The sequence below is a fragment of the Paenibacillus sp. 2KB_20 genome, assembly GCF_052115765.1.
Lineage (GTDB): Bacteria > Bacillota > Bacilli > Paenibacillales > Paenibacillaceae > Paenibacillus_AQ.
The window spans coordinates 108633-125000 of the sequence record NZ_JBFRHH010000009.1 but is presented as its reverse complement, the minus strand read 5'-3'; the positions used below and the strand labels follow the sequence as shown (position 1 = coordinate 125000).

Genomic DNA, 16368 nt, shown 5'->3' with positions numbered 1-16368 from the left:
CAACCGTACTTTGGATACAAAAAAACTCAATATACCCCACAAACTTTTTGTAAGCTACTTGACAAAGTTAACCCCCTGAGATTATGATTAGCTCATGCAAAATAACAAACACATCGAGATAAAAATAAATTCAAAATAATCAGGAGGTAACAACAATGTCCAAATTGAATATCGGTATCATTTTAGGCAGCACACGTCAAGGCCGTTTGAGCCCACAAGTAGGTGAATGGGTTAAGCGTATAGCCGATGAGCGCGGAGATGCAAACTACGAAATCGTTGACATCGCTGATTACAAGCTTCCGCTTTTGGGCGAGGCTGATGCTACAGAGCAAGCAACCGCTTGGAACAATAAGCTGAATAGTCTTGACGGCTTTGTATTCATCGTACAAGAATACAACCACAGTATTTCTGCCTCTTTGAAAAATGCACTCGATTTTGCTCGTGAGCCATGGAACAATAAAGCTGCAGGTATCGTAAGTTATGGTTCTGTTGGCGGCGCTCGTGCTGCCGAACATCTGCGTGGAATTCTGGGTGAATTGTCCGTAGCGGATGTCCGTGTACACCCAGCACTTTCGTTATTCACTGATTTCGAGAATGGCTCTGTGTTCAAACCAGCTGATCTTCATCTCGTCAACCTGAATGGCATGCTTGACCAAGTGCTTGCATGGAGCGGAGCATTGAAAACACTGCGCTAATCTCTAATTCAAGGACTGTCCCCTTCATCTTCCGATGAGGTGAAGGCAGTCCTTTTTATTTTTTTGCATCCATATTTCTGCATCCATAAATTTATCTGCATCGTCGATCTGCACCATTAGTCCTATACCTAAACCCCGTTCCTACTCCATATCAATATGGAATGTTTCTTTTAACCCCTCTTTGCCTTCAGGCGTAATTTGTATGGCTCTTGTTCTTGGAACGCGTTGTATCCAATGTAACTCGAGTAATCTTTCGAGCAGGGCATGGCCCAATGCTCCGGCCAGGTGATGGCGTCTTTCACTCCAATCCAGACATCGATGTGCGAAAGAGCGGCGTTGGCGCTTAACACGACTCAGATCAATCTGAAATTCCTTGAAGAAGTTCTCCCCTTTTTCTGTAACCATATATTGATCTTCCACTTCGGATATGACCCCGGCGCTGAGCAGCGAATTTGTCAATTGGATTCCCAAATTCCCCGCAAGATGATCGTAGCAAGTCCTTGCCTGACGTATGGCTTCAGTCTCCGAGGCTTGGTTTAATGATCTTATTTCGACAGGAGGCGTTATGGATAGAAGTGTCTCCATGACCTGGGCAACCTCTTGATCCTGTATTCCGTAATAACGATGTCTTCCCTGTTGTTCGACGGTGACCAGATTCGCTGCTACCATTTTCGATAAATGGAAGCTGGCCGTTTGCGGTTTAATTTTTGCCATGTACGCCAGCTCGCTTGCCGGGTGATAGCGCCCATCCAATAAGACGGTTAATATGGCCGCTCTCGATGCCTCACTAACGAGTGATGCTACCAAGGCTGCATTTGGATTCGCATACATCTACATCCCTCCTCATGTAATCCACATTTCGATGAGCATCGAATCTTTTCTATTTTACAATGATTTTGGATAGAACAGATCATTTGGGAGGAATCTTTTATGAAGGAAATTACTGGCATGATCGGCACGGACATCATTAAATCGAAAATTCTTTACTATGGAACTCCGGTTATTTTGCTCAATACGCTAAATGAAGATGATACCGTAAATATTAGTCCCATATCCTCTTCATGGGCGCTCGGGGAATACATTATTTTAGGAATCGGACTCGGGGGTAAAGCGATAGAGAACTTGGAAAGGCATCCTGAATGTGTCATCAACATTCCCGACCCTTCCTTGTGGGAGAATGTTGAGCAATTAGCCCCTCATACCGGAAAATATCCGGTTCCGGATGATAAGATAAAGAACGGTTTTACATATGAAAAAGATAAGTATGCGATAAGTGGGCTAACTCCTGCGGATTCCGCCACTGTAAAACCTACGCGCATTATGGAGTGTCCCATTCAAATCGAGGCTACCGTGAAAAACATTCGGATTCCCGACTATTCTTCCATGTTTGCCATGGTCGAAACACAGGCGATCCATGTACACGCCCATAACAATATCATCTTAAATGAACATCACATTGATCCCGCCAAATGGAGTCCGCTAATCTATAATTTTCGGCATTATTATGGCCTTGGCAATCCGTTAGGCAAAACATTTCGGGCCGAAACTTAAGCCAGCGTGATGATGAATGAAAGGGGCCTTCCCAAAAGTAGATTTAGTTGCTTGACGTACGACTCTCATAAACAGAAAGTGTGTCAGATAAAGGTAAGCAATCTGGACGGCGTAGCGGAGAGGACGAATCGATTCCGGACAAGCAACAGCGATGGGAGGAACGATTCGTACATGGAGCGTTTTCTAACAGCAAGAAGGGGGCCTCCCGCAAGATCTAAGATCTTTTGGGACACCCCCCTTATACTTACACTCGTTGTTATGGTTGAACCGGAATGGTCATTTCCAGATCCTTCAGATATGTTTTATCCCCGCGGCTGTCCTTCCCTTGACCGACAACGCTCCAATCCTTGTTATTTACGGTCAGGGTAAACGGCTTAATCGTTATGGATTTCGGAGTTCCGTTTACAGGACTGAACAATTGATCGATATGATATTCAGTCTCGGGCTTGCTGTTAAAGTAATCAAACTTTCGAGGATTCAGCACATTCCCTTGATCATCCACAAGTTCGTAATATACCATGCTGGCGCTATAATCGCCTGTTTGCTCTGCAGAAGCCGGCACCTCGCCTTTACTATCCAGAACCAGGCGGGTCGATACCGGTGAAATATCCAATTGCTTGACGGTATAACTGAATTGTCCATCCGATTTCGTAGCCTGCTCCGGCTTCACGACAACCGATTTATTAGTGACGTTCACAGGGACCTTGAATTCAAAGGTTTCATTCACTTGAGTTACGTTGGCCTGAATGGTCAGCTCGAATTGATCAGGCAAATTCAAACCCTTGGTAAGCTCAACGATATAGGCATTGTCCAGTTGAGGATAGTCTCCGAAGTTGCCCTCACCCATCGCCACTTCTTGTCCGTCTACCAGAATTCGCGGCATTTCGATATAGCCTTTTTTCTGATCTTCCTTAGCTACTGTCCTCGACTTAACATACTCGCTATCGGGATTACTGATGAATTTAGCATCTTCGCTAATATACGGAGAAGCTGTACTCGGTAAATCCACTCCTTCGCGCTCCAGGATAAAGGACAACCGGGTTCCATCATATAGAAGGTCAGCTACCTTCAACGTCACGCCATCGTGAGTTACACTCAAGTTAGGTTCGGATAGAATCCCTTGCTCTATAGCGGCTTTAACTGCATCTTCGCTGGTTCCTTCGAATAACACGCCGAGCACTGGGATTTGCTTCAGGGTTGCTGCCATGACCGGCGATACAAATCCTGACCCGATTACGCTTCCTCCCAGCACAGCTGCTGCGGATGCAACGAGTATTGTTCTTTTTAAAACATTCGGTCTTCGTTTGGATGATGTTCTTGTCCTTGTCATTTCACGTTCTCCAATCCTGTTCATAATTTGATAGCTCATGCTATTCTTCGGTAAAGACGATTCACGAATCATTTCTTCTAGTGCATTCATTTCAGCGAATTCCGTTTGTTTCGGCGATTGTCCCACGTGCCACCTCTCCTTTTTGGCTTATTCGGTCCATCAGTTTATGTCGTAACCGTTCATACTTCTTTCGTATCGTTGCTGATTTGATTCCCATAATGTCGCTGATTTCCTCAAAGGTATACTGTTCAACCGCCTTCAGCAGCAGTATGTGTCGTTCTTCTGCTGTCAGGTAGGCTAACAGCTCGTACACAACCGGCTCGTGCTGAGATATTTGCATAACCGGCTGCTGTTCCTTGCAATGCTCGATCAGGTTAAGAAAGCGGCTCTGCTTCTTTTTAATATTGATCAAATGATGATAGGCCATTTTATATAACCAGGCGGAGAAAGACACTTGTCTCTTGTACTGATGAAGATGTTCATAGGCACGAATAAAAATCTCTTGTACCGCATCTTCAGTCTCCGCATGATTTTTAAGAATATAGTAGCAGTACGTGTACATCTGCCGCTCAAACTGGATGATGATCGCTTGGTATGCTTGTTTGTCTCCTGCTTTGACTTGTTCTACAACCGCTTCAATGGCTTCTCTCTTTCCTTCCGCTTCCCCGGGGATGGTTGGCTGCAAGCGAGCTCACCTCCTTCTTTGTTTACCTATATAACAATCCCAACAAGCGATTTTGTGACACGAATTGTTTTATGTAGTGAAATAACATGAACGAAGCTCTTGCCTTGTAATAGAGCCTAGATGCTGGGTATAAGCTTCATTTAGCGTCCGTTTAGCAGCTACAGCTTTGGATAACTCTTAACATAATTCAAGAATCGCTTCGTAGCTGGAGATATTTCTCGCATGGAGTTTACGGCAATGCCGAGCGATCTGAAGCTCTTCTCCTTCAATTCGATCAACCGTATATTTCGCTGCTGCCCTCGCAGCACAAGTTCAGGAAGAATGCTAATGCCAAGGCCTTTCTCCACCATGGCCATAATGGCATAATCGTCGCCAAGTGTATATTTGATATCCGGCTTGATCCGGGCCTTCTCCAGCATCCGGTTCACATCATAATCGGAACCTTGGCTGGGCATAATAAACGGTTCATTCTCAATCTGGGACAATGTAATAGAGTCCTCCGAACTGAGCGGATGTTCCATTGGCAGCAATACAAGCATTGGGTCTTGGTGCAGGAGAATCGCATCGAATATATCCGAAGTTGGAAGTGACAGGAAGCCGCAATCAATCTTGCCCTCCGCGATCCAATCCTCAATTTCCCGGTAATCTCCTTCAACCAATCGAATGTCGATATGGGGATAATCCCGCTGGAAATCCTGAATAATCCCCGGCAGCCAGTGAACACCGACACTCGTAAAGGTACCGATATGAATGGTACCCAGCTCGATACCATGAATGGAAGCCACCTGCTGCTCCAAATGTTCGTTCCACTTCAGGATTTCACGTATCGTCTTCAGAATCTCCTCGCCATTGGTCGTCAGCTTCGCTCCTGAACGATTCCGTATCAGCAATGAGAAACCAAATTCATCTTCCAGACTGTTGATCATGTGACTGACACCGGACTGTGTAAATCCCATAACTTCGGCGGCTTTGGTTAAGCTGCCGAGCTCGACGACCTTCAATAATACTTTGAATTTATTTATACTCATGGGAAATCCTCCTGATCATTTCATACATGAATTTTACTCATATTTATTATTAGAAACATTCGTTTTACTTGTCTATTGTACGTGAGTATACTGATTTTGTTCAATCACTAGAAGGAGGAAAAAGAACTTGAAACCGCTGAAGGCCGATCTTATGATTTTGTTCATCACCATTTGTTGGGGCTCGTCCTATCTTTTTATGAAAGTGGGACTAGATTCGCTAGGAGAGTTTAATTTGATAGCCCTACGCTTCGGATTGGCCTTTATACTCGCAGGAGTGATTTTCTTCCCCCGCTTGCGCCAGGTTAACGTAAAGACGATTCGGTATGCCATGCTCCTAGGCTTTATATTATTTATCATGTTCACCGCGCTTACCTTCGGTCTAAAGACCACGACAACATCCAATGCCGGATTTCTGGTCAGTTTAACGGTGGTATTTGTCCCTTTATTACATACGTTTCTATTTAAGAAAAAAATAGAGAACAAAGTGATTGTCAGTATTTTGCTAGCCTTAACCGGCATTGCGCTGTTGACCATCCAGCTTCCTTTTACATTTAAGATCGGTGATCTGTTTTGCATAGCGGCGGCATTATGTTATGCGCTTCATATTAATATGGTAAGCACTGCCGCGCAGAAGGTCGATACGCTAAGCCTCGGCATCCTACAGCTTGGGTTCACGGGATTGTATGCGTACATCTCGTCTCTACTCTTTGAAACTCCAGTATGGCCAAGCACGACCCACTCATGGATTGCCGTCCTTGTTCTTAGCGTTGTATGTACCGCGGTCGGGTTCATCTTCCAGACGATCGCCCAAAAATATACCACGGCTACCCGGACGGGACTTGTGTTCTCCCTGGAACCTGTATTCGCGGCACTGGTCGGATTTTGGTTTGCTCACGAGATCATGAATTCCAATCAATATTGGGGTGCTGTCCTTGTGTTCCTTAGCGTGGTTTTATCAAGCGTTAATGTAAAAGCGAGGAGACGCTCTACCATTAAGAATAGACCGTTCCGATGGAGTCGTATTCTGCTGAATTCAAGTAAAAAAGCTTGACTTATGCCCCAAAAATTTATATCTTTATATCACGGCTTAACTGATGACGATATCAGTTATGCAGGAACGTGATTAAAGGGGAGTAGCTGACACAACAAAGTCGTCATTACGGGAAAGTTCCCCGGCTTTGTTGGCAACGATACGTTGTTTGCGAGACCTTTACCACACTCTGTGGTGAAGGTCTCTTTTGGATTATAAAGGGCCTTCACCTGCCGGTGGAGGTCTTTTTGTGCCTTCAATACTACAAAACTAGGAGGAACTGGTATGGAGCTTTTGTTGGAGTATGGATGGGTACTGTTGGTGCTCATCGCACTGGAAGGGTTGCTTGCAGCAGATAATGCGCTGGTCCTTGCCATTATGGTAAAACATTTACCCGAGGAACAGCGTAAAAAGGCTTTATTTTACGGGTTGCTCGGAGCGTTTGTCTTCCGCATCGGATCACTGTTCTTAATCTCGTTCCTGGTGGACGTATGGCAGGTACAAGCCATTGGCGCACTTTATCTTCTCTACATTTCGATCAATCACACATTGAAACACGTGATCAAAGGCAAGAAACCGACGGAAGACGCCAAGCCGAAACCGGACAAACCCAAGAAGCAATCCGGCTTCTGGATGACCGTCTTCAAAGTGGAAGTTGCAGACATCGCATTTGCCGTAGATTCGATACTTGCAGCCGTAGCGCTGGCTGTGGCACTGCCTCCAAGCGGTCTGGCGAACATCGGCGGCTTGGACGGAGGTCAATTTATCGTCATCTTCCTGGGAGGATTCATTGGTCTGATCATCATGCGTTTCGCGGCATCCTACTTCGTGAAGCTGCTGCAGCAGCGCCCCGGACTTGAAGTGGCGGCATTCCTCATTGTTGGTTGGGTTGGGGTCAAACTTGCAGTCATCACCCTTGCGCATCCCGATGTTGCCCTTATCGACCATCACTTCCCGGAGAGCACGATCTGGAAGGCATCCTTCTATATTGTTCTTGTGCTGATTGCCATTATCGGATGGTTTAGTTCATCGAAAGAGAAGGTACAAGACGAGGACAATGCAATCAAGGAAGTGGAAGATCAGCAGCCTGGAAAAACGCTTCAAGGGTAAATCCTGTTTCGGATGAAACAGGACAACGTAATCCATAAATCGATCCAACAACAGGAAAAAGGCGATTTGCTGACCGGTGCATAAACCGATCACAAATCGCCTTTCTTCCTGCTTATATGGTTAACTGCATATTATATAAATTGGCATAAGCACCTTGACGAGCAATTAATTCATCATGCGTGCCCTGTTCTTTAATTCCGTCCTCGGATAAAACGACGATTCGCTGTGCATTCCGTACCGTTGTCAGGCGATGAGCGATGACAAGCGTTGTGCGGTTATTACTTAACCGCTCCAGCGAATCCTGGACAGCTCTCTCGCTTTCATTATCCAGGGAACTAGTCGCTTCATCAAAAATGAGGATCGGCGGATTCTTTAGGAACACGCGTGCAATGCTGAGCCGCTGCTTTTGCCCTCCGGACAGCTTGACGCCGCGCTGCCCAATATCCGTATCATAACCGTCCGGCAGTGCCATGATGAAATCATGGGCATTCGCTCTTTTTGCAGCTTCGATGATTTCTTCCTCGATGGCCTCCATATTGCCATACCGGATATTATCGAAGACGGTCCCCGCAAACAAATACACATCCTGCTGAACAATCCCAATATGACTTCTTAACGAGTGCTGTGTGATATTCCGGATATCGCGTCCATCCAGCATAATGCGTCCTTCACTCACTTCATAAAAGCGCGGAATCAACGAACACAATGTCGTCTTGCCGACGCCGGAGGGGCCTACCAATGCCACATATTCGCCGGGCTCGATGTCCAGCGATACATGTTTCAGCACATATTCATAGTTATCTTTATATTTAAAGCTCACGTTCTGAAATGTGATATTCCCCTGAACCTGCGTGATCGCCGCAGCATCCACGGAATCCTCGATATCCGGCTCTACCTCCAGAATTTCCATGAACCGGTCGAATCCCGTGATCCCCTCCTGATACAGCCTAGCGAAATTAACCAGCCGCTGGATCGGTTCGATGAGAATGCCGATGCACAAGAAAAAGGTCAGCAAATCCGCCAGTTCCAGCGAGGCATCCACGATGGCGGCTCCGCCAAACACAATGACCGCGATGGTAATGAGTTGGGTAAACCCGACCAACCCTTCGTGAAAGTAGGTTTCACTCTTATACCCTTCCCTTCTGCTGTCAACGAACCGCCCGTTAGCGTAGGCGAATTTCTTCCTCTCCACATGTTCGTTCGTAAACGACTTCACCACGCGGATACCCGATAGAGAATCCTCCACCTGCGCGTTGATATCCCCGATCCGATCCTTGCTTACCCGCAGCGCCACATTCATCTTCTTATTAAAATAAAAAGCAAACACAGCCATCACCGGCAGAAAGAGAAACACGATGAGGGTAAGCTTCACGTCAATATACATTAAGATGATGAATGCGCCGAGGAACTTCAGAACGGAAATGAGGATATCTTCGGGTCCATGGTGGTACAATTCGGTTAGCGATAGAATGTCATTGGTGGTGCGGGTCATGAGCTGCCCGGTTTTGTTCTCATCGTAGAACCCAAAAGACAGCTTCTGAAAATGGTCAAACAACTCCCGTCTCATGTCACTCTCCATATAAGCCCCCATCATATGTCCTTTGTAAGAAATGAACATATCGCAGAAGGTGTGGATGAGGACCATGGCCAGCATGACGGCACCCACCCCATAGATTTGGTTCAGCGGGTTCGGGGAGTTCCCTTCCAACACGTTAATGGTGATATATCGTATACAGAGCGGAAGCATGAGTGTAATGGCCGAGACCACAAAAGCGCATGCCAAGTCTGCAAATAATAACCCCAGATACGGTTTATAATAAGACAAAAATTTCTTGGTTCGAGAATTCAAATCGATCTCCTCCATAATGTCGGAGGGTTAAATGTTCATATCCCTCCAGACTTGATTCATGATGTAGTCCATCGTTTTTCTCATTCCAAACACCCTTCCTTTTACTTGATAACTCCATCATACTCAAAAACAGTACCACCCCGGAGTGTAAGAATCATTTATAATCAAAAAATCCCCTAATGGCATAAAAAAAGACAGGCATAGATAAAACCAAGCCTGCCTTTCGTTTATTCAAGTTTTAACGATTCCAACGTTCGTTAAGCAGTTCTCCGTTGATGGCTACCGCAGCCAAGGCCCCCATCGAAGCGGCGGCAATGGCTTGATACATTTCGGTGGCTGCATCACCGGCGCTGTAGACGCCTGGCACGCTCGTTTTTCCGAAGGCATTAATGACCACGCTTCCGGCTTCATTGATATCACAGCCGATGGCGGCCGGCAATTCAGAGCCGGAGACCAGCTTCGGCGCAAAAAAGATGCCCGTGCAAGGAATACTCTTTCCATCCTCCAGCACGACTTGCTGTACCATCCCTTCATTCGACTCAATGCGATGAATTGGGGAGCTGAATACGGGGATGTTATGCTCCTTCAATTCTTGGCGCTGTTCATCCGTCAGTTCATCCGGTCCATTGGTACAGATTGTATAACGATCACTCCAACCTGCAATGACTTTGGCCATATGCGCTGCAGCCTCACCCTTGGCAATCACGACAAGCGGCTGATCCCGCAGTTCCCATCCATCGCAATATGGGCAGACGAAGGCGCTTTTCCCATATACGTCTGCCAATCCGTTAATATCCAAGGGGCTATCTTTCTTTCCGACGGCAAAGAGCAGCTTTTTACTGCGGTATACCGTCCCCTGTCCTGTCGTAATTTGAAAATCACCATCGACACCTGCGACCGAAGCGGCGGTATCCTCTACAAAACTAACAGAAGGATAAACGCTAATCTGTTCCCTTGCGATCCTGCGAAATTCCGATGGGCTAATGCCATCTCGGGTAAGAAAACCATGAGTCTCGCGGGTAACCCGATTTCGTGGCTTCCCTTCATCCATCAGCACCACATGTTTTCTAGCTCTCCCCAATACCAACGCAGCATTCAAGCCTGCCGGCCCCCCGCCAATAATAAGGACATCATGCATTTGTTCACTCATTTATACCAACACCTTTCTGGATCTTTAATATCTATAATAATAGTACAAGAAGAGATTCCTTCTTGTTTTTCTTCGTGCTCAAAGTAGACTGCCACCAAGATTCATTATTACAGACTTACAATGTCTATTATAGATAAACAGAGTCTATAATGCAAATCTTATTTTGATTTACGAATCAAAAAAACTCAGCCCTTCGTAACCTGAACGGTTCCCGCAATTAATCGCTGAAGATCATGCATTCGATTGGGCGTAGCCAAGCTGGAATGGGTTAACATATCGCACAAGGCAACAAGATCCTCAAGCTTGGACAGGATTTTCCAATGATCATACAGAACCGCACCTTCCTCACGATATGCACGAACAAAGTTCTTTTCAAATACAGATCCATCGGGTTCGTATCGAAGCATATTGGCTATATCTACGTATCGGTTCCATGAAAAGGCGTCCTCCCAATCAAGCACTGCCGAGACCTCACAACCTTCAGGACCATGCCGCATTAATATATTTAAGCCATTATAGTCTGAGTGAACAAGCATAGGCGTATCTTCAATCTCTGACAATAAATGACTGTACGTTTGACTGAAGGACCATACCGATTGAGCTAGCTCTTCCCCGAGCCATTGGCCGCATTGATCCTGAAAGAGGCTTTGTTCAATAAATGCGAGAAAACGTTCCCCGTCCATCCTCATCGGATCCTGGACTTCCATGTCCCCATTGAAGAAACCGGATTCTGTAAATGTGTGTTTATGGATGTTGGCGAGAGTGCGTCCGGCGGAGGCTGCAGCGGCAACGAGATCCTGCTCGCTTCCGCCCTGCATCACGTCACGAAGAAGACCGCCTTCCTTCCACTCCATTATCGCCCATGGCTTATCGAATACGCCGCAGCTCATATCCGCATAGATATAATCGGCAACAGGAACGGTTTGGCGTACTCTTCGAATGATAGCAAGCTCTTTTTCGGCAATCTCCCGACCTTTCCTGAACAAGCGCAGCACATAAGGCTCTGCACTGCCTTCCAGACGAATTTTGTAGTTGGTATTGCTAAGTCCGGTACCGATCCGTTCAGCGGTTGCTACTTTTTTACCGGGGAATACGGGTGAAATGATGTCATGAATTTGTGTGATGTCTAGTTGCATCGGCGGCACTGCGCGTTCCCATCCTTCTTTCATCTCGATGCCCTCCTATTATAAAAATTTTAAAGTTGACATGCAGTAATGCCGTTACCTCTATTTATAGTTTACATATTCTAATGTGATATATGAAATCTTCTTCACAGATAATGAGTGATATAATGGCAGCTAGCTTTAATAATAGTTCAACAAGTCCGGAATCGATTCGTCCTCTCCGCTACGCCGTGCGGATTGCTTACTTTTAGACGAAAGAAACCGTTCTTTGGTAAAATGGAGGTGCGACCCAAACCATTTACGAAAGGAACGGTTTCTTTTGTACATTCAATTTACCTTGGACCAACTCTATCTGCCAATGGATTTGGAGGAAGATATCCTTAGGCACCATCTGGTTTCTGTTTAGGAGAGCCGTACGCCAAGAAACTAAATCTACTTTTGGGACGGCCCCATTAATCATACAACGCGAATCGTACGTCTCATTTCACGTAAACACCGTAGTCCAATATGACATTCCCCTGTTCATCCAGCGTCATGAATCGGATATCGTGATAGCGTTCGAAGAACCACGGATTGTCGTCCAAGATCCAGCCTTGTTCGGCGATTTTAGCCATACATACGTTATGGGGTTCCATACCGAAAAGCTCACCATTATCCCTATTGCCGTACAACCAACAGATCCCCACATCGCCTTCCGCCAGGTCCGCATAATCAAACCCTACCGGCACTTCCGTGTGCTCCGGGAACAGCATCCCGATCCAATATTCAAACCGATTCCCGCTCATTCGCATGATACCGTAAGAAGAACCCTCAGATTCCGGCAGTGCGCCAAGCTTCCCGATCTCTTCGAACCAGCCATTGGTGGACCATTCATCCCATCGGTCCGCGAAGCTTCCGGCCGCATTCCGATGCTCATCGAAATACCGTTTGCCGATCAAGCGCGCTGACGGGATATGTTCTTTATATACCTTGGTTACTTCTGCTGTCACGATCCTCACCCTCCTGCTCATTTTTAGTTATGTACATTCTTATTGATTTCTCTCGCAAGCATGAGAATCCTGCAAAGGATGGACCATAAGCCCGCATATTTCTAATACAGATGGCCAGTCCTTAGACACGGGAGTAGAAGCTTGGTTTGTTCAAATCGGATGAGAACGGGTATTTAAGATATTGTGTTGGAAGCACGTAATCATTTCTAATCTTGAATATCCAGGAGGCGACCGTTATGGAAAATATCAAAACGATTCCCAAGGAAGAGGGGCTGGATCACAGCTTGAATGTGCTGCGCGAAGGCTACTTGTTCATTACCAACAGAACCATCGGCTTTCAATCTGATCTTTTCGAGACGTGTCTATTGGGCGAACGTGCCATCTGCATGCGCGGAGAAGAAGCGGCCAGGCTATTTTATGACCAGGAGAAGTTTGTTCGAGGTGGTGCAGCACCGAAACGCGTGCTGAAAACCCTGTTCGGTGAAGACGGTGTACAGACGCTGGATGGCGAAGAGCATCATCATCGCAAAGCGATGTTCATGTCCTTGATGTCCAGGGAGGCTCTTCATAGCATGAGAGAAATCACCCGCAAACATTGGGAGCTTGCTGTAAGACGATGGGAATCTGAGGATAAAGTCGAAATTTATAAAGAAGCTCAAGAAATTCTGTGCCGAGTGGCCTGCGAATGGGCGGCTGTGCCACTTCCCGAAGCGGAAGTGAAAGAGAAAACGGGCTGGCTTGCTGACATGATTGAGGCTACAGCAGCCTTGGGTATCAAACATAGGAAGGGAAGATATGCCCGTGCCAAAGCAGAAAAATGGATACAGTACCTCGTAGATGACGTGCGCAGTGGAGCAATAGATCCGCAACAGGGCAGCACCCTGCATACGATGTCCTGGCACCGCGATCTTAGGGGCGAGCTCCTGGACAAGGAAACCGCAGCGGTAGAAATCCTTAACATTCTTCGTCCCATCGTAGCGGTTGCCATTTACGTGTGCTTTACTGCTTTAGCTGTCATTCAGCAGCCCGAAGAACGTGAGAAATTGATGACGTCCGACGAGAAGCTGCTCAAGAATTTTGTTCAAGAAGTGCGGCGGTTCTACCCCTTCTTCCCCTTTGCGCCTGCGCGTGCACGGAAAGATTTTACCTGGAACGGATATGCATTCGATAAAGGTGTGCTCACAATCCTAGATTTATACGGAACGAACCATCATCCGGATCTATGGGATCAGCCTGAGCTGTTCAAGCCGGATCGTTTCGACGATTGGAACGGGAGCCCCTTTAATTTCATCCCCCAAGGAGGCGGAGACCATCATATGGGACACCGCTGTGCCGGGGAGTGGATTACGCTCGAGATCATGAAGGAGAGCCTCGACTTTCTTGCGAACAAGATGAGTTATGAAGTGCCTGTACAGGACGTAAGCTTCAGCTTTCATAATATGCCGTCTCTTCCTCACAGCCGTATCGTCATCCGGAATGTCAAAGCGCTGTAATAAAACTCAAAGTTATGCGGTAGTCAGGGGTACATCATACGCACTTACTTACGCATCCCAACTACCGCTGACTTTTTTCTTGAGGCGTGAATGGTTATTGTTTAACTGACCTTATCCTCTTCGCTCAATCCGCTGGCTTGAAACGCTTGTTCTTTCCCATCATAGCGAGCCAGAGAATGCACCTTACGGTCCTTTACGCGCAATACCGTAAATACGATCGATTCACCCTTGATATGGCCATCCTCATAAAGCCAAGTCCCATGCTGCTCCAGTACGATCCATTCATCCTTGGCGTAACGGTTTATCGTAGCCAGCTGCAGATTCGCTCGTTCCAGCCACTCCTCCAAGTCCGCATTATTCATTAACCCAGCGCCTTGTGGACCTGCAATCTCAATTTGGGTCGCGGTTAAGCCAATCAGTCCTTCCAGATCTTTATGGTTGGATCGATCTACCCATTGTTCCGCTGTTTCAATCGTCATCAACGTTTGGTTATGTGCCGGATTACATTCCATTCCAATATCACTCCTTATGCTCGAATGCTGTTCAAATAATGAAGCGTTGTATACTTCACAAAATCTGCATGTGTCATACGATCTTCCCTGACCATAATGGAGTACACGAGGGGATCCAGTAATTGCATAAGCTGCAAGGCAGAGAAATGCGTTGGCAAATCTTCGGTGAACACCCGCTCCCTCTTCCCTCGCTCAATGATTCGCTCAAAACAGGCGATCACTTCATCCTGAATACTTTGGAGCTCTTTTGCCTTTGCATCCGCAAAGATGGCACCCATATCCGGAAAACTTGTCAGCACGAAGGTGAAAAACGAGCTGGATAATCCTTCGCCTATGACCCGTTCCATCTGTCGAACCGGATGAAAATCCTCGCCAACCACCGATTCCACGATCTCCCGGAATTCCATTATTTTAGGTTTGATGAGCTCAAACACAAGCTCCTCTTTGGATTTATAATGCAGATACAATGTACCCTTCGCTATTTCTAACTCGTCTGCGATGTCGCTCATTTTCATGGCATGATAACCGCTGTCCATAATTAGCCGCTCAGCTGTATGAAGGATTAGTTCTTGCCTCGCCTCAAATTTCTTTTCGCGTTTATTCAACTTATTCACCACGTCCTTCATTAAAAATGACCTGAAAGTCATTTTTGACTCATGAGTCATTTTATTGCATGCGGACTCTCTTGTCAAATTTAAGCTTGTACACCACACCACCTGCATGTCACAATAAACTAGAGACTGTCAGCATGGACCTATTCATCTACGTAGTTTCGCTTACAAGTTCTCTGCTGCCCCCTGCAACTACAGCGAGGTGGTCGCACAATCAACCTATTTCTGAATTGGAGGACCGTAATCATGAAAACGATGAAGCTTGGAACTAGTTCACTAGAAGTACCTGTTGTAGCCGTGGGTTGCATGCGTATAAATTCGCTGGAAAAAGCGGAAGCCGAGCGTTTTGTGTTATCCGCACTGGAGGAAGGCGCTAACTTCTTCGACCATGCCGACATCTATGGCGGCGGAGCTTGCGAGGAAATTTTTGCGGATGCTATACATATGAATGCAGAAGTCCGCGAGAAGATCATTCTGCAATCCAAATGCGGGATTCGTCCAGGCATGTTCGATTTCTCCAAAGAGCATATCTTGAATTCCGTCGATGGCATCCTGAAAAGACTCAAAACCGAGTATCTCGACGTACTCCTTCTTCACCGTCCGGATGCGTTAGTTGAGCCTGAAGAGGTGGCTGAAGCATTCGATCAACTCGAAAGCTCCGGTAAAGTGCGTCATTTCGGCGTATCCAACCAGAATCCGATGCAAATCCAGCTTCTGAAAAAAGCAGTGAAGCAGCCGCTCGTAGCCAACCAGCTGCAGCTTAGCATCACGAACACCACCATGATTCAAAGCGGAATCAACGTCAATATGGAAAATGATGCCGCAGTTAACCGTGATGGCAGCGTACTGGATTTCTGCCGACTTCACGACATTACGATTCAGCCTTGGTCGCCTTTCCAATACGGGTTCTTTGAAGGCGTGTTCCTTGGAAGCGACAAGTTCCCTGAACTTAATCAGAAGATCGATGAGATTGCGGAAAAATACAACGTAACCAACACCACGATTGCCATTGCATGGCTTCTTCGTCACCCTGCACACATGCAGCCGATTATCGGGACGATGAATATCAGTCGATTGCAAGACTGCATTAAAGCCGGCGATGTAACGCTCACCCGCGAAGAATGGTATGCCATTTACCGTGCGGCAGGCAATATCCTTCCTTAATGGCCATTACTAAACAGCCTCCTATCGACTACGATAGGAGGCTGTTT

General features: G+C 46.5%; 16 protein-coding genes. 6 read left to right on the top strand and 10 right to left on the bottom strand.

The features are described 5' to 3' along the window. Positions 1-155 precede the first annotated feature (155 nt). A complete protein-coding gene (locus AB4124_RS24020; protein ID WP_430135282.1) occupies positions 156-695 on the top strand; it encodes an NADPH-dependent FMN reductase in 540 nt (179 codons plus the stop codon). Between the two features lie 141 nt (positions 696-836). On the opposite strand, the gene AB4124_RS24015 is transcribed toward AB4124_RS24020, so the two are convergent. After that, positions 837-1526 carry an ArsR/SmtB family transcription factor gene (locus tag AB4124_RS24015; protein ID WP_430135279.1) on the bottom strand — a complete coding sequence of 230 codons (690 nt, stop codon included), beginning with the start codon at positions 1524-1526 and terminating at the stop codon, positions 837-839. A 99-nt stretch (positions 1527-1625) separates the two neighbouring features. Between AB4124_RS24015 and AB4124_RS24010 the strand changes: the two genes are divergently transcribed. Beyond that, entirely contained in the window at positions 1626-2246 is a 621-nt protein-coding gene (locus AB4124_RS24010) for a flavin reductase family protein (RefSeq protein WP_441974416.1), read from the top strand. 256 nt (positions 2247-2502) lie between these two features. On the opposite strand, the gene AB4124_RS24005 is transcribed toward AB4124_RS24010, so the two are convergent. The 3 genes from AB4124_RS24005 to AB4124_RS23995 form a co-directional block, all read right to left on the bottom strand. Further along, positions 2503-3702, bottom strand: coding sequence for a DUF4179 domain-containing protein (locus AB4124_RS24005; RefSeq protein ID WP_441974415.1), 1200 nt, complete (start codon positions 3700-3702; stop codon positions 2503-2505). Then, on the bottom strand, positions 3668-4261 hold the full coding sequence (locus AB4124_RS24000; protein WP_339293284.1) for an RNA polymerase sigma factor: 594 nt from the start codon (positions 4259-4261) through the stop codon (positions 3668-3670). Before AB4124_RS24000 ends, AB4124_RS24005 begins: the two co-directional genes overlap by 35 nt. A gap of 158 nt (positions 4262-4419) precedes the next feature. After that, positions 4420-5289 (bottom strand): LysR family transcriptional regulator, encoded by an 870-nt coding sequence (locus AB4124_RS23995; RefSeq protein ID WP_098743740.1) that lies wholly within the window; start codon positions 5287-5289, stop codon positions 4420-4422. Positions 5290-5416: 127 nt separating this feature from the next. On the opposite strand from AB4124_RS23995, the gene AB4124_RS23990 reads away from it, so the two are divergent. Both AB4124_RS23990 and AB4124_RS23985 read left to right on the top strand, forming a co-directional pair. Beyond that, positions 5417-6340 carry a DMT family transporter gene (locus AB4124_RS23990; RefSeq protein ID WP_339272797.1) on the top strand — a complete coding sequence of 308 codons (924 nt, stop codon included), beginning with the start codon at positions 5417-5419 and terminating at the stop codon, positions 6338-6340. A gap of 264 nt (positions 6341-6604) precedes the next feature. Continuing rightward, positions 6605-7429 carry a TerC family protein gene (locus tag AB4124_RS23985; protein ID WP_430107252.1) on the top strand — a complete coding sequence of 275 codons (825 nt, stop codon included), beginning with the start codon at positions 6605-6607 and terminating at the stop codon, positions 7427-7429. A gap of 112 nt (positions 7430-7541) precedes the next feature. Here AB4124_RS23985 and AB4124_RS23980 read toward each other — a convergent pair whose 3' ends face one another. The 4 genes from AB4124_RS23980 to AB4124_RS23965 form a co-directional block, all read right to left on the bottom strand. Beyond that, a complete protein-coding gene (locus AB4124_RS23980) occupies positions 7542-9278 on the bottom strand; it encodes an ABC transporter ATP-binding protein (RefSeq protein WP_441974414.1) in 1737 nt (578 codons plus the stop codon). Positions 9279-9516: 238 nt separating this feature from the next. After that, positions 9517-10428 carry an NAD(P)/FAD-dependent oxidoreductase gene (locus AB4124_RS23975; protein ID WP_430107248.1) on the bottom strand — a complete coding sequence of 304 codons (912 nt, stop codon included), beginning with the start codon at positions 10426-10428 and terminating at the stop codon, positions 9517-9519. Positions 10429-10613: 185 nt separating this feature from the next. Then, a complete protein-coding gene (locus AB4124_RS23970; protein ID WP_441974413.1) occupies positions 10614-11597 on the bottom strand; it encodes a phosphotransferase family protein in 984 nt (327 codons plus the stop codon). 434 nt (positions 11598-12031) lie between these two features. Beyond that, positions 12032-12541, bottom strand: coding sequence for an AraC family transcriptional regulator (locus AB4124_RS23965; protein ID WP_430107244.1), 510 nt, complete (start codon positions 12539-12541; stop codon positions 12032-12034). A 236-nt stretch (positions 12542-12777) separates the two neighbouring features. Between AB4124_RS23965 and AB4124_RS23960 the strand changes: the two genes are divergently transcribed. Beyond that, the gene (locus AB4124_RS23960; protein WP_430107242.1) at positions 12778-14034 is read left to right on the top strand and encodes a cytochrome P450; all 1257 of its coding nucleotides are present in this window, start codon (positions 12778-12780) and stop codon (positions 14032-14034) included. 101 nt (positions 14035-14135) lie between these two features. On the opposite strand, the gene AB4124_RS23955 is transcribed toward AB4124_RS23960, so the two are convergent. Together AB4124_RS23955 and AB4124_RS23950 are read right to left on the bottom strand one after the other, a co-directional pair. Next, entirely contained in the window at positions 14136-14546 is a 411-nt protein-coding gene (locus AB4124_RS23955) for a hypothetical protein (RefSeq protein WP_379405111.1), read from the bottom strand. 14 nt (positions 14547-14560) lie between these two features. Next, positions 14561-15151, bottom strand: coding sequence for a TetR/AcrR family transcriptional regulator (locus tag AB4124_RS23950; protein ID WP_441974412.1), 591 nt, complete (start codon positions 15149-15151; stop codon positions 14561-14563). 252 nt (positions 15152-15403) lie between these two features. Between AB4124_RS23950 and AB4124_RS23945 the strand changes: the two genes are divergently transcribed. Further along, entirely contained in the window at positions 15404-16321 is a 918-nt protein-coding gene (locus AB4124_RS23945) for an aldo/keto reductase (protein WP_076326090.1), read from the top strand. Positions 16322-16368: the final 47 nt, after the last annotated feature.